Source organism: Erwinia sp. Eh17-17 (assembly GCF_039675725.1).
GTDB lineage: Bacteria > Pseudomonadota > Gammaproteobacteria > Enterobacterales > Enterobacteriaceae > Erwinia.
In genome coordinates, this window is sequence record NZ_JBDFQT010000001.1 from 956,996 (window position 1) to 978,607 (window position 21,612).

Below are 21,612 nucleotides of genomic sequence, written 5' to 3' on the forward strand. Positions count from 1 at the left end.
ACATTGTCAGGGGGTGGTGGGTAAACCTGTAAATAACTCTTTCATGAATAACATGATTTTGCACATTACAGAAATCATGCCGCCTGAGACAAATAAGGAAAGCTTATGACAGATTCACTGGCACGCCAGCTCACTCAACGTTTTTATCGCTATCTGGCCGTGACCAGCCAGAGTGATGCGGCCGCCACCGTTCTGCCCAGTACCCCGGAACAGCATGAGATGGCCCGGCTGCTGGCCGATGAGCTGCGCCAGCTTGGTTTAGAACAGGTGGTGATTGACGAGTTTGCGACGGTGACAGCGGTGAAACCGGGTAACCGCCCTCACGCGCCGCGCATTGGTTTTATTACCCACATTGACACCGTTGACGTCGGTCTTTCCCCACATATTCACCCTCAGACCCTGCGCTTCGAGGGTGAAGATCTGTGCCTGAATGCCGCGCAGGATATCTGGCTGCGCCGGGCGCAGCATCCGGAAATTGACGCCTATCGCGGGCAGGAGATTATCTTCAGCGACGGCACCAGCGTGCTGGGTGCCGATAATAAAGCCGCCGTCACGGTGGTGATGACGCTGATGGAAAATCTGACCGATGCCCAACCGCACGGCGATATCGTGGTGGCATTTGTCCCGGATGAGGAGATCGGCCTGCGCGGAGCGAAAGCGCTGGATCTGAAAACGCGTTTTGACGTCGATTTCGCCTATACCATCGACTGCTGTGAACTGGGCGAAGTGGTGTACGAGAACTTTAACGCCGCCGCCGCTGAGATTACGCTGACCGGCGTGACCGCCCACCCGATGTCGGGCAAAGGCGTGCTGGTGAATCCACTGCTGATGGCCTGGGACTTTATCGGTCATTTTGACCGTCAGCAGACGCCGGAGCACACCGCCGGACGTGAAGGCTACACCTGGTTTAATGATATGCAGGCCAACGCCAGCGAGGCTCGATTAAAAGCTTCGATCCGTGACTTCGATCTGGTGAGTTTTGAACAGCGTAAGCAGCAGATGCATCAGGTCGCGGAGGTGATTCGTCAGGCTTACCCGACGGGTAAAGTCGAGGTGAGTATTTCCGACACCTACAGCAACATCAGCAATGCGATCGGCGACGATCGCCGCCCGATCGACCTGATCTTTGCCGCAATGGCAGCGCTGGATATTGCGCCTAAAGTGATCCCGATGCGCGGTGGCACCGACGGTGCGGCACTGTCAGCGAAGGGGTTATTAACGCCAAACTTCTTTACCGGCGCACACAACTTCCACTCGAAATTCGAGTTCCTGCCGATCCCGTCGTTTGTTAAATCGTATCAGCTGGCGGAGAAAATCTGCCTGCTGGCAGCGGAGTAAAATGGCCGTGGCGAGGCTTGCCTCGCCACGGCGTTATCAGGCCTACTTCACGGCAACATCAATGCCGGGGAAGAACTTCGCGGCCAGCCTGGTCACGGTGCCATCGGTCTGCACTTTGACGATTGCGGCATCCAGCGCTGCTTTCAGTTTAGCGTCGTCTTTACGCAGGCCAAAGCCGATGCCCACGCCCAGCACCAACGGGTCCTCTACCGCTTTACCGGCAAAGCTAAATTCTTTACCCTGCGGTTTTTCCAGGAAGCCTGACTGACCGGCGGCGGACATCACCAGCGTACCGTCCAGGCGGCCTGCGATCATGTCGTTATACACCTGGTTCTGGTCCTGGTAAGGCGTGACAGTCACCCCCTGCGGCTCCCAGTGTTTCCTGGCAAAAGTTTCCTGAATGGAACCCTGCAGTACGCCGATGGTTTTGCCTTTCAGGCTGTCCACGGTCGGCAGCAGGCCGGAACCTTTTTTGACAATCAGCATGCTGGGAATGCGGTAAATCGGGTTAGTGAAGCCGATGCTTTTCATCCGCGCTTCAGTGATATTCATCGCGGAGTTAATGGCGTCAAACTTCTTCGCGGCCAGCGCCGGGATCAGCGCGTCAAAGCTGCTTTCCACCCAGCTACATTTGAAATTGCCAACCTGGCAGATCGCCTTGCCCAGCTCGATATCAAACCCTTCCAGCTCGCCCGAAGCGTTGCGGCTTTCAAACGGGGGATACTGTGACTCCAGCCCGTAACGCAGCGTTTCCTGCGCCAGCGCTGACACCGACGTCAGCAACCCTACTGCCACAAACAGCGCATTCAGTTTCTTCATTCATTTACCCTCAAAGTGATGCTGTTAGCGAGGCTTGACCTGGCAGAGTGCGCGGGCGCCCGCCTGCAAAGTGGCTTCGTCTTTTGCGAAAGAGAGACGGATCAATTTATTGTCTGTTCCATCGGTGTAAAACGCCGACAGCGGAATGGTGGCTACGCCGTGATCGACGATCAGACGTTTTACCATTTCACTGTCAGTCTCGTCACTGAAATCTGCATAACTGGCTAGCATAAAGAACGACCCTGCCGACGGCAAAAGCGTAAACGGTGATGACTGCAGCAGGCTGGCTAAGGTGTCACGCTTGCGCTGGTAAAAGTCGCCCAGCCCCAGATAGTTAGCCGGCTGATGCAGATAGTCGGCAAAGGCCACCTGCATCGGGGTATCGGCAGAGAACATCATAAACTGGTGGACCTTGACCACCTCCTCCATCAGCTCAGCCGGGGCCAGCAGATAGCCAACGCGCCAGCCGGTGACGTGGAAGGTTTTACCGAAGGACGAGACAATCACGCTGCGCTGCGCCAGCTCCGGGTGAGTGGCCATGCCGTGATGTTTGCGCCCGTCAAACAGAATATGTTCATAGACTTCATCTGACAGCACCACAATATCGGTGTTGCGGGTCAGCGCGGCCAGGCGGTCGAGATCCTCCGCGCTCAGCACCTGCGAACTTGGATTGTGCGGCGTATTGATGATGATCATGCGCGTTCTGGAGGTGATGGCTGCCGACACTTCATCCCAGTTAATAGCGAACTCAGGCACCTGCAGTTTCAGTCCTACCGGGGTCGCACCCTGCAGGCGCACAATCGGCGCATAGCTGTCGAACGCCGGTTCAAAGAAGATCACTTCATCCCCCGGATGGACCAGACCCGCTATGGCAGAGTAGAGCCCTTCACTGGCGCTGGCGGTGATCAGCACTTCGCTGGCGACGTCATATTTTTGCCCGTACAGTCCCTCTACTTTGGCCGCCAGCACTTCCCGCAGCGCGGACAGACCGGTCATCGGTGCGTACTGGTTATGCCCCTGCTGCATGGCGCGCGTGACGCCGTTAACCAGCAGAGGATCGCACGGGAAGTTTGGTGCGCCCTGCGACAGGTTAATCGCATTGTGCTGTGCGGAGAGCTGGCCGATCACCGAAAAGATGGTGGTGCCGACATCGGGTAATTTAGAGCGCTGCTGCACCGCAGAGGTGATGGTCATGGGAACTCCGGTCGGGAAAAACAGATAATGCCAGTTCTACGTGGCGGCACTTGAGGCGACAAGCGAATTGTTGTCATAATAGCCATGACGTTTACTCATAGCTCAGAGACCCCCATGCCCCAGCGCCCGCTGCCGTTAAATGCCATTCATGCTTTTATCGTGACCGCGCGTCACCTCAACCTGACGCGCGCCGCTGGTGAACTGTGTATTACTCAGGGGGCAGTAAGCCGTAAAATCGCCGCACTGGAGGCCTGGCTGGGCTTTACGCTGTTTGACCGCCACGCGCGCGGGCTGCATCTGACCCCTCAGGGCGCCAGCCTGCTGCCCGCGCTGCAAAGTGGTTATCAGCAGATGGCTGATGCCGCGCAGCAGGCCAGCAGGCAGAACGCGGCTATTCGCCTGAAGGCACCGACCTGTGCCATGCGCTGGCTGGTGCCGAAGCTGGTGGCGCTGGAAAGGACTCGTCCGGAGCTGCACGTCTCGCTGACCACGACCGTTGACCACAGCAGCGAGCTGGACAATTTTGATGCGGCAATCCTCTACGGCAGCAGGCCGGGCAACAGCGTGCTGCTGTTTGAGGAGGCGCTGACCCCGGTGATGGCTCTGTCTCTGCGTACGCCCGAACCGGTCAACGTCGCCGCGCTGGCAGAGATGACTTTTTTGCATCCCACCGCCGATAAACGCGACTGGCAGCTGTGGTTACAGGCGCAGCAGCAGACGCTGCCGATGAAGCGCAATCAGCATTTTTCAACCATGGACCTGGCGATCAGCGCGGCGATACAGGGTTTTGGCGTGACGGTGGCGGATGTGACGCTGATAGCGGAGGATCTGGCGATGCAGCGCCTGGTGGCCCCGTTTGCAGGCAGTGTGAAAACGGGCGCGGTCTATAGTCTGATCCGTCGCCCGTCGTTAGTGTCGCCCCCGCTGCTGGATGAGCTGGTGGCGTGGTTAAGTGAACAGCCTTAGAAAGACACCCACTCGTCAGCCGCGCCGGCCTTAGGGGCGCCCGGCGTTCTCAGCGGGCTTTTCAGCTTCGCTGGCTGTGCAGCGGCATGACCCGCAGGTGCGCTGCTGGCGGAGAGGCGGAATTTCGCCACCGACAGGGTCAGTTCTTCAGTCTGACGCTCCAGCGCGCTGGCGGCGGCAGAAACCTGCTCAACCAGCGAGGCGTTCTGCTGAGTGACGCTGTCCATTTCTGAAATGGCAGTCCCCACCTGAGAAATGCCCTTACTCTGCTCTTCCGACGCCGAGGCAATCTGCTTCATAATTTCGGTCACTTCCGCCACCGATGACAGGATGTCATCCATGGTGCTGCCGGCTTCCCCGACCAGTTTTGATCCGGTATCGACGCGCGAAACGGAATCGGCAATCAGCGTTTCAATCTCCTTTGCCGCCGCCGCACTGCGCTGCGCCAGGTTGCGCACTTCGCTGGCTACCACGGCAAAGCCACGGCCCTGCTCACCTGCACGCGCGGCTTCCACCGCGGCGTTCAGTGCCAGGATATTGGTCTGGAAGGCAATGCTGTTAATCACGCTGGTGATCTCGGCAATTTTCTTCGAGCTGCCGGCAATGCCCTGCATGGTGCTGACCACCTCACCCACCAGTTTGCCGCCTTTACTGGCGGTCACTGACGCGGTATCCGCCAGCGAGCTGGCCTGGCGCGCATTGTCGGCGTTAAATTTCACCGTTGCCGTCAGCTGTTCCATGCTGGCTGCCGTCTGCTCCAGCGCCGAAGCCTGCTCTTCCGTCCGTGAAGAGAGATCGTTGTTACCGGAGGAGATCTCCGCCGCACCGCGATGGATATTTTCCGTACCGCTGCGGATCGAACTGACGGCTTCACGCAGGCTGTCCTGCATCGCCCGCAGCAGCGGCACCAGTTTGCCGACGCAGTTACGGCCAAAATCATTGACGGGCTGGGTCAGGTCGCCATCGGCGATCACCCGGAAGTGCTCGCGAATGGTATCCAGCGGACGCACCAGCATCACCACCAGATAACGGTCAGTTAGCAGCAGAATCAGCAGACCGACGATCACCGCCACGACCAGCACGGCTTTGGTGGTGTGGGTCAGATGATCGACGGTGACACGGGTAGCATCGAGTTTGTCTGCCGCAGCCGTGTTGAATTTCTCCACGCTGGCACCGAAGTCACGGCTGAGCGCAGGGGTGACGCTGGCGGCGTGGCGGCGGTAGTCATCCAGGGTCCCCTGCTGTGCCAGGCGTACCTGCGGTGCCACGCCTTCATCCAGCAGTTTCTGCCAGCTGGTGATGGCGGCTGTCGCGTACTGCTCATCCAGCGGGCCCGGTGACTGCTGTTTAAAATCAGCCAGCAGCGCGCTCATGTTATCCAGCGCTTTCTGCACCGAGGCCATATCTTCCGGCTTTTTTGAATCGATGGCGCGGGACAGTCGGGTAATCACGCGGAAATACTGGTCGTTCCCTTTACTCAGGGTGCTCATCTGACCGACCAGATGTCGATCGACAGCGTTCCCCTCGCTCAGCTGATTCAGTGAATAAACGCTGTACAAACCGACAGCGCCCCAGAGCAGGCAGAAAAAGCCCAAAATCCACAGCAAAACTGCGCGGATAGTATAATTTTTTAAAAATCTCATAGTGACTCCGTAACCTGGTGATACCGATTAAATGTGTTGTTATCAGGGGCTATCACCCTAAGTTATCGGCACGGAGCGTGTTAAAACTAAAGAAATTCACACGATTTATATTGCTGGATTTGGCCTGTCAAATCATCTGAGATAAAACATAACTTATTGCTATGACGCAAATTTCACGCACCTCTGGTTATTTTCGATACAGCAGAATAAATTAAGTATCCTGCTGTTACAGACGCTTTATTCGTGGCGGAGATGGACAAATGCCCTCATCAACAAACGAAAAATCTGCATTCTGCGACGCATAAAGCGTTTTTCAACGACGACGTCGGCAAGCCCTTTTCGACCAAAGCGCAGCGTTACATCCCCCCAGGGGTGCCAGGCTGGCCAGTCGGTTTCACCGGCGATCTGATGGGAGAAGGGAGTCGCGTCGCGGGCAAAACGCAGCCAGTATTCACTGACTCGCCGGGAAAAATCACGATCCCCCCCGGTGAATGGCCGCGCAGCATCCGCCGGATCGAGCTGCTCCAGCGTGTTGAGCACGTAGGGTATTTCATTGCCATGCCAGGTGCCATGACGATACAGATCGCGGGCGTTTTCCGAGACATAATCAAAGTAGTAGCGCCAGGCGGGACTGCCAATCCGGTGCTGGGCCAGCGCGGCCATATATCCCACGGTGGTAAAGGTCATGTCGCGCGCCACCTGCCTCCCCAGCTCAGCGTCATCCCAGACGCCGCTGTACAGCAGCTTAATCAGGCGCAACAGCAGAGGATGTTTATCACGGATCCCGGCAATCACTTTTGCCGCATCCACGCCAAAGTAGGCCAGCACGCTGGCTTCATCGCTGTTGCTCCCGATCATCAGCGGAAGCGGCTGCTGCCGGGCGGCAGAAAATACGCTGAGCATCGGCTCTGGCAATACCCGGTCGCCGGAAATGGCCACCGGCCCGACGCCCTGTGAAGGGGCCAGCGGCCAGAAGGAATCGGCGGGTAACGCGCGCAGCTGCTCCGCGCTGGCCTCTTTCAGACCGAAATGGCGCGCCAGCGCCTCTCCTTTTTTCAGCGCCTCGCTACGCGATACATCCGGTACGCCGTAGGCGCTCTGCACAATCCCTTTGTGGAACAGACCCCGCGCCAGCGGTGAGGCGTACAGTGACAGTACGCTGCGCGCGCCGGAGGACTCCCCCATCAACGTGACGTTTTTCGGGTTACCCCCGAAGGCACGGATATTGCGCTGTACCCACTGCAGAGCGGCAATTTGATCCAGCAGGGCAAAATTGTTGACCACTTCGCCGTCCGCATATTCGCGGTCCAGCGCCGGGTGAGCGAAGAATCCGAGATGACCCAGGCGGTAGTTGAGTGTGACAATTACCGCGCCGCGCCGGGCCAGCGGCGCACCGAGATAGGGTGTTAATCCGCCGGAGCCAACGGCGAACCCCCCGCCGTGGATCCACACCATGACAGGCAGCGGCGTGGCGGGTTCAGCGTCCGGCGTCCAGACGTTAAGATAGAGGCAGTCCTCGCTGAGGTTGCCGGGATCGCCGCCGCCCATCGCCTGGCAATACTCCAGGCTCTGCCAGCTGGCGGCCCCCCATGCCGTCGCCTCTCTGTCACCGCGCCAGGGCGTGACCGGCTGCGGTGCTTTCCAGCGGTTCGCGCCCACCGGCGGTGCGGCATAAGGGATCCCTTTAAAGACGACAAGTTCCTCTTCGACACTCCCGCGCAGGCAACCTTCTGCAGTCATAATCCGTAATGTACGTTCGTTTCTCATCGGCTTTTCCAATCCTCTCTGCCGTTATTATTTGCAGCGCCGGGGAGAAAGTCCACCACGCTGAGAGATTTGCAGATTATGCTGATATCAGGGGCATTTTACTCAGTGCGATGATCGCCCGCCGCAGGTGGATAATCTTTCGCCGCTACGTTTAAGGACCAGATTATGTTTAGCGCAATCAATAATGGCTTTTCCCGTCTCAGCGACCATCCGGACCTGGGTAAGCTGGTACTGCGGGTTTCCCTTGGTGTCCTGCTGCTGTTTCACGGCATCTTTAAGGTCGAACATGGGGTCGGCTGGATCGCTCGCTTACTGCATGCGCACGGCATTCCCGGCTTTGTCGCCTATGGGGCTTATATAGGTGAGGTGGTCGCCCCGGTGATGGTGATTATCGGCCTGATGACGCGTCCGGCAGCGTTTGTGATTGCTGTGAATCTGGTGGTGGCGACGCTGCTGGTGAAAACAGGCGCGGTCTGGGACCGCACCAGCGTCGGAGCGTGGGCGCTGGAAGGTGAAGCACTTTACTTCTTCGGCGCGCTGGCCGTAATGTTTATCGGCGCAGGTCGATTTACCCTGGTCAGCAATAGTAGTCTGCAATAGATCCAGGGCTCCAGGGCGGGCTGACCGAAAAAAAAGGTCAGCCCCTACACCGAAAAAAAAGGTCAGCCCCTACACCGGAAAAAAAGGTCAGCCCCTACAACGGAAAAAAAGGTCAGCCCCTACAACGGAAAACACCCCGCCACCGCCCCGTAGGGGACGACCTTTTTTTCCGGTCGTCCCGTGCCAAAGATTGCCCCCACCCGTGATGAAGACCTTTTTTTCCGGTCGTCCCGTGCCGTATCACGCCGTGCGCTGGTAGCCGTAGAGGTATTTGGCCACCAGCATCAGGGTGGTCAGTACCGCCGGGATGGCCAGGAACGAGAAAACATCCGTGATATTCCAGCCCAGTGACAGCATCTGTGCGCCCGCAAACGCGCTGAGAATGGCACCGATGCGCCCAACGCCATGCATCCAACTGGAGCCTGTGGCGCGGGCATGAGTAGGATAGTAGCTGGCTGACAGCGCATTCATTCCCGTATTCGCACCGTTAAGGCAGAACCCACTGCAACAGGCCACCGCGCCCAGCACCCAGACCTCCGCTGGCGCATAGCCAATGCAGACCGTCGCTATCGCCCCGGTAAAGTAGATCCCTGCCAGTGCCAGATTGGCATTGAAACGGTCCATCATCCAGCCTGCAAATAACGAACCGACGGTACCCCCGGCCTGATACATCGCCGTCACCAGCGCAGCCTGGGTCACCGTCATACCGGCATCTTTGACCAGCGACGGCAGCCAGGAACCGATCAGGTAGACCAGGAACAGCCCCATAAAGTAGCTGCCCCAGAGCATCATGCTGCCGAAGAGGTAGTGGCGCGACAGCACCACCTTTATCGCCCCGCCATCGGCAGGGGATTCACTGCGGATAAAGGTGGTGGTTTCATGCACCACGCCGGGGTGCATCTTAGCGACAATCTGACGGATTTTTGCGGCCGGTGCATGGCGGGAAATCATGAAGCGAACGGACTCCGGCAGCCAGCGCAGTAACAACGGCACCATGATCAGCGGCAGGATCCCGCCCATCACCAGCACCGCATGCCAGCCAAAATTAGGGATCAGCCAGGAGGCGGCAAACCCACCGGTCGCGGCACCAAAGGTAAAGCCGCAGAACACCACGGTAATGAGAAAGGCGCGTTTGCGTTCGGGGGAGTATTCCGCCACCAGCGTGCCGACGTTGGGCATCGCCGCCCCAAGCCCTAACCCGGTGAGAAAGCGGAACAGCATCATCTGGTCAAGATTCTGGGAAAATGCGGTCGCCAGCGTCCACAGTCCGAAGAAAAATACGCTGGAGATAATAATCACCCGGCGGCCAAAACGGTCTGCCAGCGGCCCGGCAACCATGGCGCCCAGCGCCAGGCCAATCAGCGCGGCGCTGATCACGGCACCCAACTGGTGATTCGTCACACCCCATGCACTTTTCAGCGCCGGAGCAATAAACCCCATCAGCGCGATATCCATGCCATCCATGGCCACGACAGCAAAACTCATGGCGATAATGCGTTTCTGATATCGACTCAATGCGCCCTGATTAATCAACGTACGGATATCGATCGCTGCGGTACTGTCCACTTCGCGCTCCATCACAGGCTGTATAAACCCTGGCCTGTAACGTCAGTGACCAGGGTTTGTAAGAAAAGTGCTGGCTATCATAACGGATTGTTATGGAATACTCCCTGAAAAAAAACCGCGTTATTTCCGGAAGTGAGGGCGGGATCGCACTCACTCAGAGAGCCGTGAATCGCCTACTTTTTCAATGGATTATTCATTATTTCGCCGCATCAGCGCCGCCGCCCGTTCGCCGATCGTCGGGGCGAAGAACGCCTGGAAAGATGTTAATCAAATTTTGCAATAAGGTTAACAAAACGCTCAGAGAATACTTGCCAGCCACTCTGCGCCGTTATTACTCTGCACTATGGATAAAAAATATCAGTTTAATCAGCGCATTCGTCTGCGACATCTGCACACCTTCGTCGCCGTTGCTCAACAGGGGACGCTGGGGCGCGCCGCTGAAACGCTGTCGCTCAGCCAGCCTGCCCTGTCAAAAACCCTTAACGAGCTGGAGGAGCTGGCGGGTGTCCGCCTGTTTGAACGCGGGCGGCTGGGTGCCCAGCTGACCACGATGGGGGAGCAGTTTCTGACCCATGCGGTACGCATTCTCGACGCGCTCAATCACGCCGGACAGTCGTTCAACCTGCCGCAGGAGCGCGCGCCCGAAGTGATGCGCCTGGGCGTGCTGACCACCGTGGCGCTGGGCATGCTGCCGTCCATTCTTGACCGCTTCCATCAGCAACAGCCGCAGGCCATCGTGCAGGTGGCGACGTTGCACAATAACGTGCTGATTGCCGCCATCAAGGCCGGTGAATTCGATGTGGGGATTGGACGCATGGCGGATCCGTCTCTGATGACCGGGCTGACCTATGAACTGCTGTTTCTGGAGTCACTGCGGCTGGTTGTCAGGCCCGATCACCCTCTTTTAAGTGACAACGTCACGCTTTCAAAGGCATTATCCTGGCCGGTGGTCATCTCACCGGAAGGCACTGCCCCGCGCAGGATTGCCGAGTCAATGCTGAAAGAACAGGGATGCGTCTTGCCCGGTACGCTGGTGGAAACCTCGTCAACCTCGCTGGCGCGCCAGCTGGCACTGCGTTATGACTACGTCTGGTTTGTCCCCTCTGGAGCCATTAAAGAGGATCTGCTGCACCACTCGCTTGCGGCCCTGCCCATCGCCTCACACGGCCCCGGTGAGCCTATCGGCATCATGACCCGTTCCGGAATGCCCCTGAGCCTGAGTGCAGAGATCCTGCTCTCCACCATCCGCAAATCACATGCTGGCTAACCCTCAGCGGCTGCGTTTGGCGTGCCGCTCGCGGTTTTCCAGCCGCGCCTGATCGTTTTTCCGCAGGGCAACGTAGCACGCGCCCTCGCCTCCGTCTTTTGCGCGGGCGCAGCAAAATGCCTGCACCTCGTCAAACTGCGGCAGCCAGCGCATCAGATAACTACGCACGATGTTGGCATGGGAACGGTCATCGCGCCCTTTACCGTGGACAATCAGCAGATTGCGTAGCCCGTCGCGTGTCGCCTGTAACATAAACAGATACAGCGTCTGCCGACACTGCTCAACGGAGTGACGAATCAGATTCAGCGTGGCCTGCGGCGGGTATTTTCCCTGATACAGTTTATCCAGTACGCCCTGCTGAATGCCGTCGGCTTTGAACTCAAGCGGCGTGGTCAGCGGCACAATATCGAGCAGACCGCTGGTTAACGGATTATCAGCCTGCGCATCCACGCTATCCGGCGTACGGACAGCGGGCTTTTTCAGCCTCAGCGCAATATCATCATTTTTTAGCCGCTTGACGTCTTCCATCGCTTGTTGAAACAGCATCTGCTCTTCAAGATTGATAGCCATTTTTCCCCCGAAAGTTGATGCCGATCATTAAGGCAGTTTATCGAAACAGAAAATCAGTAGAGTGCAAAAACGTTATTGAGGCCTTTAATTCCTACGAATCATCCTATCAGGCGGTTAATTTTCACACGAAATTTACACCAATTTAATTCATTAATAACACCCACAGTTTTATTGTGCCTAAAACTGCTCAGATGAGTTCCATTCAGCGCACAAAAAATGGTAAATTGATGTCAGTCAATTATCATCGAGCGTACATTATGATTCCGGAAAAGCGAATTATCACTAGACGCATACAATCGGGTGGTTGCGCCATTCACTGCCAGGATTGCAGCATCAGTCAGCTTTGTATCCCCTTCACGCTCAATGAGCATGAGCTGGACCAGCTTGATAACATCATCGAGCGTAAAAAGCCGATTCAAAAAGGACAAACCCTGTTTAAAGCAGGCGACGAGTTGCGCTCCCTCTATGCGATTCGCTCCGGGACCATTAAAAGTTACACCATCACCGAACAGGGTGACGAACAGATTACTGGTTTCCATCTTGCGGGTGATCTGGTGGGCTTCGATGCCATCAGCGGCAGTCAGCATCCGAGCTTTGCTCAGGCGTTAGAAACCGCAATGGTATGCGAGATCCCTTTTGAAACCCTCGACGACCTCTCCGGTAAAATGCCCAGCCTGCGCCAGCAGATGATGCGTCTGATGAGCGGCGAAATTAAAGGCGACCAGGAGATGATCCTGCTGCTGTCTAAGAAAAATGCGGAAGAGCGTCTTGCCGCCTTTATCTATGGTCTGTCACGCCGTTTCGGCCAGCGCGGGTTTTCCCAGCGCGAGTTCCGTCTGACCATGACCCGTGGTGACATTGGAAACTACCTTGGATTAACGGTGGAAACCATCAGCCGACTGCTCGGCCGTTTTCAGAAAAGCGGCATGCTGGCGGTAAAAGGTAAGTACATCACCATCGAAAATCACGAAATTCTTTCAGAACTGGCCGGTCAGAGTCATTCCGTCGCCTGACCGTTTGCCGGGTCAATATTTGGTATTTTATTGATCCGGCAATGACTTTTTCCCTTCTTCCTTTGCCACGATTGGGCTATCTTTAAACTGACACGCTCAGTGTAAGGAGAAACCGTTATGGCTCAATATCAAAACATTCTGGTGGCGATCGATCCCCAGCAGGACGATCAGCCCGCACTTCGCCGCGCTGTCTACCTCAATCAGCGTCTTGGCGGAAAAATCACCTGTTTTCTTCCCATTTACGACTTCTCCTACGAGATGACCACGCTGCTGTCTCCCGATGAGCGGACGACCATGCGTAAAGGGGTCGTCAGTCAGCGCACGGAATGGATCCGCGAACAGGCGCAGGCCTACCTTGCGGCCGGCGTGCAGATTGATATTAAGGTGATCTGGCACAACCGCCCTTTCGAAGCCATTATCCAGGAAGTCCTGATCGGCAAACATGACCTGGTGATTAAAATGGCACACCAGCACGACCGCCTGCAGGCCGTGGTGTTTACGCCAACCGACTGGCATCTGCTGCGTAAATGTCCCTGCCCGGTGTGGATGGTGAAAGATCAGGCCTGGCCCGAAGGCGGCAAAGCGGTGGTTGCCGTTAACCTCGCCAGCGAAGAGCCGCACCACGACCCTTTAAACAGCAAGCTGGTGAAAGAAGCCCTTGAGCTGGCGGACCGGGTCAATCATACGGAAGTCCATCTGGTGGGCGCCTATCCGGTCACGCCGATCAATATTGCCATTGAACTGCCGGACTTTGACCCCAGCGTCTACAACGATGCCATCCGCGGGCAACACCTGGTGGCAATGAAAGCGCTGCGTCAGTCGTTCTCTATCGATGAAAAATTCACGCACGTGGAAAAAGGCCTGCCGGAAGAGGTGATCCCGGAGCTGGCTGCGCATCTTGATGCCGGTGTTGTGGTGCTGGGCACCATCGGCCGTACCGGACTGTCGGCTGCATTCCTCGGCAATACCGCTGAACAGGTAATTGACCATTTGCGCTGTGACCTGCTGGCCATCAAACCGGATGGTTTTGTCTCTCCGGTCGAACTGGATAACGACGCAGACGATTAATCCACCGCTCACCGCGGAGGGTGAAGTGCTCAGGCGGACCGGAATTCAGGGTCCGCCTTTTCGTGATGCAGAGTCCGGGATTGCTACCAGAAATAATTATCGCTTTATTTACTAACAATAAAATAACATCTGAAGCTGTCCGGGATATTATCCGAATTAATCCCGGTGGCTGAAAAGGATAAATAAGAGGTTTAATTAAATTCCCCATTAACATCGGCAATAAAAATCGCTACACTCTCGTCACCTTTTCACTCTGCTATAGGTTTCTGTTTGGTTTCCTTATATCGCCTGTCGCAGTGCCGGATACCTGCACTGATCGCTATTATCGCGATCCTGCTGCTGTTTATCGCCCCGGATGTCTCCATGTCACTGGAACACCAGCGCTCATCCGTTGCACAGGCTTCCGCGAGTGAAAATCATTCCTCAATAGCCCCCAGGGCAATGCACAACATGGATATGAGTGGCATGAGCATGGATGATATGTCCGCCATGCACGCACCGCCTGAGCCATCCACCGACGCTCCCCCGGCTGACCACGTTCAGCACCACACCATGCCAGACGGCACGGACATGATGGACGGTTTTGCCTGCGGCTACTGTCAGCTGCTGGTTCATTTCCCGCTGCTGCTGTGCCTGTTTACCCCGCTATTGTGGCTGTTGTTCCGCCTGGCATCGCGTGTCCCACCGCCGCGCATGACCCTCTGGTTCCCTGCGCCCCTCTTTCCCGGTACTTGCCAGCCGCGCGCCCCGCCTGCCTGTTAATCTCTTTCTGTGCCATTTTTTCTGATGATTTTTTCAGTAGCGATATTCGCCTGAAATAAACAGGCGAATATCGCAGGATACGTCACGAATAAATAAAAGTATCTGAACAGCGGCGATAAGGCTTATTTCGCCGTTGCTGACGCGGAATGTATATCAGACATTCCGCGTAAGAACTTTGATTAACAGGACTGTTTCGTTTCAGGCAAGGAATTATTATATGAAGCACCCACACTTTCGCTTATCGCTGATAAGCGTCGCGCTGATCGCTGCCTCCCAGCCGGTAGTGGCCGGCGACAACAGCCATTATGATGAAGCCGTGATGACGGTGACGGCTCCGCTGAGTTCGCCGCTGGAAGTTGTCACGTCACCTAAAACGCCGCGCCAGCCCGTTCCCGCCAGCGACGGCTCCGATTATCTGAAAACTATTCCAGGGTTTTCTCAGATCCGCAACGGCGGAACCAACGGAGACCCGGTATTTCGCGGCATGTTTGGCTCGCGCCTGCGCATACTGACGGACGGCAGTGAAATGCCCGGCGCCTGCCCGGCCAGGATGGACGCCCCAAGTTCCTATATCTCACCGGAGAGTTTCGACCTGCTGACCATCACCAAAGGACCGCAGACGGTGCTGTGGGGACCGGGCAATTCCGCCGGAACGATCCGCTTTGAACGTGAAAAACCGCGCTTTGATAAACCCGGCGTGCAGGGGGATGCCAGCCTGCTGGCCGCCTCCAACGATCGCTTCGATCAGAATGCCGACCTGAGCATGGGCAGCGACCGGGGCTATCTGCGGTTAATCGGTAATCACTCCATTTCTGCCGACTATAAAGATGGCAGCGGTGACCGCGTGCCCTCGCGCTGGAACAAGTGGAACAGCGATATCGCCCTGGGCTGGACGCCGGATAGCGACACGCTGGTGGAGCTGACCGCCGGGCGCGGCAATGGGGAGGCTCGCTACGCCGGACGCAGTATGGATGGCTCGCAGTTTAAACGTGAAAGCCTGGGAGTGCGGTTTGAAAAAAACCATATCAGCGAGGTGTTTGACAAGTTTGAGGCGCAGATTTCCTACAGCTACGCTAACCATATTATGGATAATGACAGTCTGCGCAGCCCGTCGGATATGGGAATGGGCATGGATTCTGCCATGTCGATGCAGCTGGATCGCCGTACCGTCGGGGGCCGCGCCATGGGAACCTGGCTCTGGTCTGACTTCACGCTGAAAAGCGGTATGGATATGCAGACCAGCAGCCATCGTAACCGTGAAGATGAAGGCTGGGTCAGGGATGCCCGCTTCCATGACGTGGGCGTTTTTGCTGAACTGAGCTGGGCAGCCGATGAAAGTAACAATATTGTCAGCGGTGCGCGTCTCGATCGCGCCTGGGTTGATAATTTCACCGCTTCCGGCGGGGCGGCAAGAAACGCTACAATGCCCGCAGGATTTATGCGCCTTGAGCATACGCTGGCAAATCTGCCGCTGATGCTGTACGCCGGGGTGGGTTATACCGAGCGCTTCCCGGATTACTGGGAGCTGTTTTCCCCCACGACCGGAGCCGACGGACGTTCCCGCGCGTTTGACTCCGTGCAGCCGGAAAAGACCACCCAGCTGGATTTTGGTGCAAAATATTCGGGCGATCGTTTCGATGGCTGGCTGTCGGGCTATGTCGGGCACGTCAGTGATTTTATACTGTTCAGCTACGACGCCAGCAATCCCTATTTCAGCCGGGCGGGTAACGTCGATGCGACAATTATGGGCGCAGAAACGGGCTTCAGTTATCAACTGACGGAAAAGCTCAAACTGGATAGCAGCCTGGCGTGGTCCTGGGGTGAAAATACCTCTGATAACCGGCCTCTGCCGCAGATGCCCCCGCTGGAAAGCCGCGTCGGGCTGAGCTGGGAACAGGGCGACTGGAGCACTGGCGGTTTGCTGCGCATGGTCAGCTCACAGAGCCGCATCGCACGTAATGAGGGGAACGTCGTGGGTAAAGACTTTGAGCGCAGTCCGGGCTTTGTTGTCTTCTCGGCCAATACGGCCTGGCAGATCAATAAGTCGCTGAAACTCAGCGCCGGGCTGGATAACATTTTTAATCAGAACTACAGCGAACACCTTAACCTGGCCGGAAACAGCGCGTTCGGCTATTCGGCGAATACCCCGGTTAATGAGCCAGGCCGCACCTGGTGGGCGAAAGTTAACGTTAAATTCTAGGAAACGGTACAGGAGTACATATCATGTCATTATTCCCCCCCGGCAAAAAACGCCGGAACTTCTTCATCGCCCAGGCCATTCTCTGGGTTTGTGCCGCCATGGTGATGACCAAAGCCATCATCGGTGGCGCTATCGATGAATACAACATGCCGCTCTCGACCTGGCCGGTCGAGCTGTATATCTCTGAGTTCTTTATGATCCTGATTTACAGCTCGGTGTTTACCCTGCTGCTGTCCATCCCGCTGTGGTACTGGTTTATTGGCGAAAAGGATCCGAACAGCAGAGGCTGAATAACCGTAAAAAAAGGCTGACCAGAAAGGGTCAGCCTTGTGAAGGGCGACCCGTTTGCGGTCGCTCTTTTTTTCTGCGGCCCTGTCCCGGCCGCTCTGATGTTTATAACGCTTTCAGTATTGCTTCCACGGTAGCTTTTGCATCGCCGAACAGCATCTGGGTGTTCTCTTTGAAGAACAGCGGATTCTGTACACCGGCATAGCCGGTATTCATCGAGCGCTTAAACACCACCACGTTCTGGGCTTTCCACACTTCCAGCACCGGCATTCCGGCGATCGGGCTGCGCGGATCCTCCTGCGCCGCCGGGTTCACGGTGTCATTTGCCCCGATCACCAGCACGGTATCGGTGTCGCTGAAATCGTCGTTGATTTCATCCATTTCCAGCACGATGTCATACGGCACTTTGGCTTCCGCCAGCAGCACGTTCATATGGCCCGGCAGACGCCCGGCCACCGGGTGAATCCCGAAACGCACCTTAATGCCGCGTTCGCGCAGTTTAGCGGTGATATCCGCCACCGGATACTGCGCCTGCGCCACCGCCATGCCGTAGCCTGGGGTGATGATCACGGAGGTGGAGTTTTTCAGCAGTTCTGCGGTGCCGGCAGCATCAATTTCGCGATAGTCGCCCATCTCTTCGCTGTCACCGGTCGAGCTGCTGTCGGTACCGAAACCACCGGCAATCACGCTGAAGAATGAACGGTTCATCGCCTTACACATAATGTAAGAGAGGATCGCCCCGCTTGAACCGACCAGAGCACCGGTCACTATCAGCAGATCGTTACTGAGCATAAAGCCCGCCGCCGCCGCCGCCCAGCCAGAGTAGGAGTTCAGCATAGACACGACCACTGGCATATCGGCACCGCCGATAGAGGCCACCAGATGCCAGCCGAAGGCCAGCGCAATCAGCGTCATGACAAACAGCGCGAAGCCCTGCGTACCTGTGCTGTCGGTGCGCACAAAGATAATCAGCAGCGCCAGTGAAACCACCAGGGCCAACAGGTTCAGCCGGTGACGATGCGGCAGCGCCAGCGGTTTGGAAGAGATCTTACCGCACAGCTTGCCAAACGCCACGATAGAACCGGTAAAGGTGACCGCGCCGATAAAGATACCGATGAAGATCTCGGTCAGATGGATATTTTCCATCACCGGCAGCAGACCCGGGCCGTGGTCAAGGTAGCTGTTAAAGCCCACCAGCACCGCCGCCAGCCCGACAAAGCTGTGCAGCATCGCCACCAGCTCCGGCATTTCCGTCATTTCGACTTTCTTCGCCAGGCGGATACCGATAGCGCCGCCGATCACCATCGCCAGCAGGATCCAGGCAACATTGCCGGTCTCCGGCCCAAAGATGGTCACCACCAGCGCCAGCGCCATTCCGCTGACACCAAAAATATTCCCCTGCTTCGAGGTTTCATGTTTAGACAACCCGGCAAGGCTGCAAATAAACAGGATCGCAGCGATGATATACGCTGCCGTCACTAATCCGCCAGACATGGACTACCCCTCAGTTTTTACGGAACATTTTCAGCATGCGCTGGGTGACGGTAAAGCCACCAAAGATATTGATGCTGGCAATCAGCACCGCCACGAAGGACAGGAAGCTGACCCAGCCACCATGACCGATCTGCAACACCGCGCCGACCACGATAATGCCGGAAATGGCATTGGTCACCGACATCAGCGGCGTGTGCAGCGCGTGGCTGACGTTCCACACCACGTAGTAACCGACCACACAAGAGAGCGCGAACACGGTAAAGTGCGAGAGGAACTCAGCAGGCGCTACGTTCGCCAGCCAGCCGAACAGCACAATGGCCAGCACGATCGGACCATATTTACGCAGCGGCGAAGCCGGTTTCTCTGCCGGTTTTTCCACCGGTGCAGCCGTTGTTGCGGCTTTAGGCGCTGCAGAAACCTGAATCGGTGGCGCAGGCCAGGTGACATCGCCGTCCCGGATCACCGTCACGCCGCGCACGACCACATCGTCGAAGTCGATGGTAATTTCACCATTCTTCTCTTTGCACAGCAGCTTCATCAGGTTCACCAGGTTGGTGCCGTAAAGCTGAGATGACTGGCCTGGCAGACGGCTTGGCAGGTCGGTGTAACCGATGATTTTCACGCCGTTCGGGCTGGTGGCGATGGTATCGGGTACGGTCAGCTCACAGTTTCCGCCATTTTGTGCGGCGAGATCGACGATCACGCTTCCCGGTTTCATTGATGCCACCATTTCCGCTGTGATCAGCTTCGGTGCCGGTTTACCGGGGATCAGCGCCGTGGTGACAATAATATCGACCTCTTCCGCCTGGGCGGCAAACAGGGCCATTTCAGCCTTGATAAAGGCTTCTGACATCACTTTGGCATAGCCGTCGCCGCTGCCGGCTTCTTCCTCATAGTCCAGCTCAAGGAATTCGGCGCCCATACTCTGCACCTGTTCTTTCACTTCCGGGCGGGTATCGAACGCGCGCACGATGGCACCCAGGCTGCGGCCGGCACCGATAGCGGCCAGACCGGCAACGCCTGCACCGATCACCATCACTTTCGCCGGAGCAACCTTACCGGCAGCGGTAATCTGCCCGGCAAAGAAGCGGCCAAATTCATGCGCCGCCTCAACAATCGCCCGGTAGCCGGCAATATTGGCCATGGAACTCAGCGCATCCAGCGACTGGGCGCGTGAGATACGCGGCACGGCGTCCATCGCCATCACGGTGACGTTGCGCGCCGCCAGCTTTGCCAGTAATTCCGGGTTCTGCGCGGGCCAGATAAAGCTCACCAGCGTACTTCCTGCGCGGGTCAGTGCGATTTCCTCGTCGTCAGGCGCATTAACCTTCAACACGATATCGGACTGCCAGACATTCACCGTATCGGTAATGGTCGCCCCGGCAGCCTCAAATGCCGCATCGTCAAAACTGGCCAGTTTACCCGCGCCGCTTTCTACAGCAACGCTGAAACCCAGTGCGATTAACTGCTCTACCGTTTTCGGTGTGGCAGCCGCGCGGGCTTCATTGGGCAACCGCTCTTTGGTGATACCAATAAGCATAATCTTCCCTTTCTTCAGAGAGTACGATGATTTGTTCTCCTGGCTCCGGCCCTGATGACCGAAGCTCAGCCTGTATGAAACTGGTTACAACCTACTGAAAATACGTGTTCCGATCCAGACTCAATGGGTGCTAATCACTGACTAAGCTATAAAAATTCAGTTCTTACCCCTGGATACGATATATTGAGCCTGAATTAAGCGGTTGAGAGCGCATAACGTGCTACGATAAAATTTCACACTTATAGATTAAGGGCATCAAAAGACATTGATTAACAATGCGTTAACGTTATAAGTGTTAGTATTTACCTGCTTAAGTGGTAAATTCAGTGAAAATGACACGATTCAGCCAGAATTCTGCATTACTCTGAAAACGGGACAAGGCCGCCCTCTCATTCCACACAAAATGGCTGAGACAGCGAACATTATTACATGTAATAATCATCCGCTAATCTGTTACACATCAAGAGTCCAGCACGTTTTTGTACTCATATTTGCGTAAGGCGAAGGATTAATTTTTATGAAGCTGAAGAATACCATTCTGGCATCAGCCCTGTTGTCACTCACGGCATTGTCCGCCCATGCGGCACAGGAACTGACCCCGGAGAAAGCCGCAGCGCTGAAACCGTTCGATCGGATAACCATAAGCGGCCGTTTCAATGCCATCTACGAAGCCAGTGACGCCGTGTCGAAACGTGCTGACGCTCTGGGTGCCGCCTCTTACTATATTCAGGGTATCAACGATACCAACGGCAACGGCGGTAACTGGAATGTGACCGCCGATCTGTATCATGCCGATGCACCCGTCGCGCCAAAAAATAAAGATCGCATCATTAATGGTGTGCGTGAGCTGACCAAAGCAGAAGCGTTCTCTCTTGAGCCTTACGATACGGTCAGTGCCAGTGGTTTCTTCCGCAGCCAGCCAGACGTCAATGATGCCATCACCCGCTCGGCCAAAGAGAAAGGGGCTGCCTCGTTCTTTATCGTGCGCCAGATTGACACCAACAGCGGTGGCAATCAGATGATCACCGCGTATATCTATAAGTCCGATGCGCCGAAGCGTCAGGTGCAGTCCCCTAACCTGATCCCGGCCGATTCCGAAGCCGGTAAAGCTGCGCTGGCCACTGGCGGTGCAGCCGCGAAGACCGTTGAACTGCCGGGCGTTGCCTCTAGTGAAACCCCGAGTAACAAGGTCGGCCGTTTCTATGAAACGCAGAGCTCAAACGGCAAGCGTTATACCGTGACCACGCCGGATGGTAAAAGCGTGCAGGAAGTGAATGCGATTACCGCTGCACAAATGCAGCCGTATGGCAGCGTAACCTTCACCGGCCACTTCAGCACCCCCACAGAGATCTCTGAAGAAGTGGGTCGTCGTGCGATTGCCAAGGGTGCTAAGTACTACCATGTCACCCGCCAGTGGTCTAATCAGAGCGGCGGTAACCTGACCGTCTCTGCTGACCTCTTCAAATAAGTCGTTTCTGCGTGGGCAGCTACCCGCTGCCCCGCTATTCTGAATAAAC

At 56.4% G+C, this 21,612-nt stretch carries 18 protein-coding genes; 10 read left to right on the forward strand and 8 right to left on the reverse strand.

Annotated features, from left to right (window positions below):
• Positions 1 to 105 precede the first annotated feature (105 nt).
• On the forward strand, positions 106 to 1,338 hold the full coding sequence (gene pepT, locus ABEH87_RS04220; protein ID WP_346574181.1) for a peptidase T: 1,233 nt from the start codon (positions 106 to 108) through the stop codon (positions 1,336 to 1,338).
• 42 nt (positions 1,339 to 1,380) lie between these two features.
• Here the strand turns inward: pepT and ABEH87_RS04225 are convergent, their stop codons facing one another.
• Positions 1,381 to 2,157 carry a transporter substrate-binding domain-containing protein gene (locus ABEH87_RS04225; RefSeq protein ID WP_346574183.1) on the reverse strand — a complete coding sequence of 259 codons (777 nt, stop codon included), beginning with the start codon at positions 2,155 to 2,157 and terminating at the stop codon, positions 1,381 to 1,383.
• A 24-nt stretch (positions 2,158 to 2,181) separates the two neighbouring features.
• Positions 2,182 to 3,351: a methionine aminotransferase gene (locus ABEH87_RS04230; RefSeq protein ID WP_346574184.1), complete on the reverse strand. Its 1,170-nt coding sequence runs from the start codon at positions 3,349 to 3,351 to the stop codon at positions 2,182 to 2,184.
• 114 nt (positions 3,352 to 3,465) lie between these two features.
• On the opposite strand from ABEH87_RS04230, the gene ABEH87_RS04235 reads away from it, so the two are divergent.
• A complete protein-coding gene (locus ABEH87_RS04235; RefSeq protein WP_346574186.1) occupies positions 3,466 to 4,317 on the forward strand; it encodes a LysR family transcriptional regulator in 852 nt (283 codons plus the stop codon).
• Here the strand turns inward: ABEH87_RS04235 and ABEH87_RS04240 are convergent.
• Both ABEH87_RS04240 and ABEH87_RS04245 read right to left on the reverse strand, forming a co-directional pair.
• Positions 4,314 to 5,960, reverse strand: a complete 1,647-nt coding sequence (locus tag ABEH87_RS04240) for a methyl-accepting chemotaxis protein (protein ID WP_346574188.1) — start codon at positions 5,958 to 5,960, stop codon at positions 4,314 to 4,316. The two genes, ABEH87_RS04235 and ABEH87_RS04240, sit on opposite strands and share 4 nt — an antisense overlap.
• A 237-nt stretch (positions 5,961 to 6,197) precedes the next feature.
• Positions 6,198 to 7,727 carry a carboxylesterase/lipase family protein gene (locus ABEH87_RS04245; RefSeq protein ID WP_346574189.1) on the reverse strand — a complete coding sequence of 510 codons (1,530 nt, stop codon included), beginning with the start codon at positions 7,725 to 7,727 and terminating at the stop codon, positions 6,198 to 6,200.
• Between the two features lie 165 nt (positions 7,728 to 7,892).
• Between ABEH87_RS04245 and ABEH87_RS04250 the strand changes: the two genes are divergently transcribed.
• Positions 7,893 to 8,327, forward strand: coding sequence for a DoxX family protein (locus ABEH87_RS04250; RefSeq protein ID WP_346574191.1), 435 nt, complete (start codon positions 7,893 to 7,895; stop codon positions 8,325 to 8,327).
• Positions 8,328 to 8,567: 240 nt separating this feature from the next.
• Here the strand turns inward: ABEH87_RS04250 and ABEH87_RS04255 are convergent, their stop codons facing one another.
• Complete coding sequence (locus tag ABEH87_RS04255; RefSeq protein WP_346574193.1) at positions 8,568 to 9,893, reverse strand: aromatic acid/H+ symport family MFS transporter; 1,326 nt, start codon at positions 9,891 to 9,893, stop codon at positions 8,568 to 8,570.
• Positions 9,894 to 10,236: 343 nt separating this feature from the next.
• On the opposite strand from ABEH87_RS04255, the gene ABEH87_RS04260 reads away from it, so the two are divergent.
• A complete protein-coding gene (locus ABEH87_RS04260) occupies positions 10,237 to 11,160 on the forward strand; it encodes a LysR substrate-binding domain-containing protein (protein ID WP_346574195.1) in 924 nt (307 codons plus the stop codon).
• Between the two features lie 3 nt (positions 11,161 to 11,163).
• Here ABEH87_RS04260 and smrA read toward each other — a convergent pair whose 3' ends face one another.
• Complete coding sequence (smrA, locus tag ABEH87_RS04265) at positions 11,164 to 11,724, reverse strand: DNA endonuclease SmrA (protein WP_346574580.1); 561 nt, start codon at positions 11,722 to 11,724, stop codon at positions 11,164 to 11,166.
• Positions 11,725 to 11,987: 263 nt separating this feature from the next.
• On the opposite strand from smrA, the gene ABEH87_RS04270 reads away from it, so the two are divergent.
• The 5 genes from ABEH87_RS04270 (at position 11,988) to ABEH87_RS04290 (ending at position 17,063) form a co-directional block, all read left to right on the forward strand.
• Positions 11,988 to 12,743: an FNR family transcription factor gene (locus tag ABEH87_RS04270; RefSeq protein ID WP_346574197.1), complete on the forward strand. Its 756-nt coding sequence runs from the start codon at positions 11,988 to 11,990 to the stop codon at positions 12,741 to 12,743.
• 117 nt (positions 12,744 to 12,860) lie between these two features.
• Positions 12,861 to 13,811 (forward strand): universal stress protein UspE, encoded by a 951-nt coding sequence (gene uspE / locus ABEH87_RS04275; RefSeq protein ID WP_346574199.1) that lies wholly within the window; start codon positions 12,861 to 12,863, stop codon positions 13,809 to 13,811.
• A 270-nt stretch (positions 13,812 to 14,081) separates the two neighbouring features.
• A complete protein-coding gene (locus tag ABEH87_RS04280) occupies positions 14,082 to 14,573 on the forward strand; it encodes a DUF2946 domain-containing protein (protein ID WP_346574201.1) in 492 nt (163 codons plus the stop codon).
• A 217-nt stretch (positions 14,574 to 14,790) separates the two neighbouring features.
• Positions 14,791 to 16,773: a TonB-dependent copper receptor gene (locus ABEH87_RS04285; RefSeq protein ID WP_346574203.1), complete on the forward strand. Its 1,983-nt coding sequence runs from the start codon at positions 14,791 to 14,793 to the stop codon at positions 16,771 to 16,773.
• A 23-nt stretch (positions 16,774 to 16,796) separates the two neighbouring features.
• Positions 16,797 to 17,063 (forward strand): DUF2534 family protein, encoded by a 267-nt coding sequence (locus tag ABEH87_RS04290; protein WP_346574205.1) that lies wholly within the window; start codon positions 16,797 to 16,799, stop codon positions 17,061 to 17,063.
• Between the two features lie 103 nt (positions 17,064 to 17,166).
• Here the strand turns inward: ABEH87_RS04290 and pntB are convergent, their stop codons facing one another.
• Together pntB and pntA are read right to left on the reverse strand one after the other, a co-directional pair.
• Complete coding sequence (pntB, locus tag ABEH87_RS04295) at positions 17,167 to 18,555, reverse strand: Re/Si-specific NAD(P)(+) transhydrogenase subunit beta (RefSeq protein WP_346574206.1); 1,389 nt, start codon at positions 18,553 to 18,555, stop codon at positions 17,167 to 17,169.
• A gap of 10 nt (positions 18,556 to 18,565) precedes the next feature.
• Positions 18,566 to 20,095 (reverse strand): Re/Si-specific NAD(P)(+) transhydrogenase subunit alpha, encoded by a 1,530-nt coding sequence (gene pntA / locus ABEH87_RS04300; protein ID WP_346574208.1) that lies wholly within the window; start codon positions 20,093 to 20,095, stop codon positions 18,566 to 18,568.
• A 517-nt stretch (positions 20,096 to 20,612) separates the two neighbouring features.
• Here pntA and ydgH point away from each other — a divergent pair.
• Entirely contained in the window at positions 20,613 to 21,563 is a 951-nt protein-coding gene (gene ydgH, locus ABEH87_RS04305; protein WP_346574210.1) for a DUF1471 family protein YdgH, read from the forward strand.
• The last annotated feature ends 49 nt before the right edge of the window (positions 21,564 to 21,612 follow it).

Bases quoted from the DNA above. Each gene is read 5' to 3' on its own strand.
- pepT (WP_346574181.1), top strand. From the start codon at position 106: ATGACAGATTCACTGGCACGCCAGCTCACTCAACGTTTTTATCGCTAT.
- ABEH87_RS04225 (WP_346574183.1), bottom strand. From the start codon at position 2,157: ATGAAGAAACTGAATGCGCTGTTTGTGGCAGTAGGGTTGCTGACGTCG.
- ABEH87_RS04230 (WP_346574184.1), bottom strand. From the start codon at position 3,351: ATGACCATCACCTCTGCGGTGCAGCAGCGCTCTAAATTACCCGATGTC.
- ABEH87_RS04235 (WP_346574186.1), top strand. From the start codon at position 3,466: ATGCCCCAGCGCCCGCTGCCGTTAAATGCCATTCATGCTTTTATCGTG.
- ABEH87_RS04240 (WP_346574188.1), bottom strand. From the start codon at position 5,960: ATGAGATTTTTAAAAAATTATACTATCCGCGCAGTTTTGCTGTGGATT.
- ABEH87_RS04245 (WP_346574189.1), bottom strand. From the start codon at position 7,727: ATGAGAAACGAACGTACATTACGGATTATGACTGCAGAAGGTTGCCTG.
- ABEH87_RS04250 (WP_346574191.1), top strand. From the start codon at position 7,893: ATGTTTAGCGCAATCAATAATGGCTTTTCCCGTCTCAGCGACCATCCG.
- ABEH87_RS04260 (WP_346574195.1), top strand. From the start codon at position 10,237: ATGGATAAAAAATATCAGTTTAATCAGCGCATTCGTCTGCGACATCTG.
- ABEH87_RS04270 (WP_346574197.1), top strand. From the start codon at position 11,988: ATGATTCCGGAAAAGCGAATTATCACTAGACGCATACAATCGGGTGGT.
- uspE (WP_346574199.1), top strand. From the start codon at position 12,861: ATGGCTCAATATCAAAACATTCTGGTGGCGATCGATCCCCAGCAGGAC.
- ABEH87_RS04285 (WP_346574203.1), top strand. From the start codon at position 14,791: ATGAAGCACCCACACTTTCGCTTATCGCTGATAAGCGTCGCGCTGATC.
- ABEH87_RS04290 (WP_346574205.1), top strand. From the start codon at position 16,797: ATGTCATTATTCCCCCCCGGCAAAAAACGCCGGAACTTCTTCATCGCC.
- pntB (WP_346574206.1), bottom strand. From the start codon at position 18,555: ATGTCTGGCGGATTAGTGACGGCAGCGTATATCATCGCTGCGATCCTG.
- pntA (WP_346574208.1), bottom strand. From the start codon at position 20,095: ATGCTTATTGGTATCACCAAAGAGCGGTTGCCCAATGAAGCCCGCGCG.
- ydgH (WP_346574210.1), top strand. From the start codon at position 20,613: ATGAAGCTGAAGAATACCATTCTGGCATCAGCCCTGTTGTCACTCACG.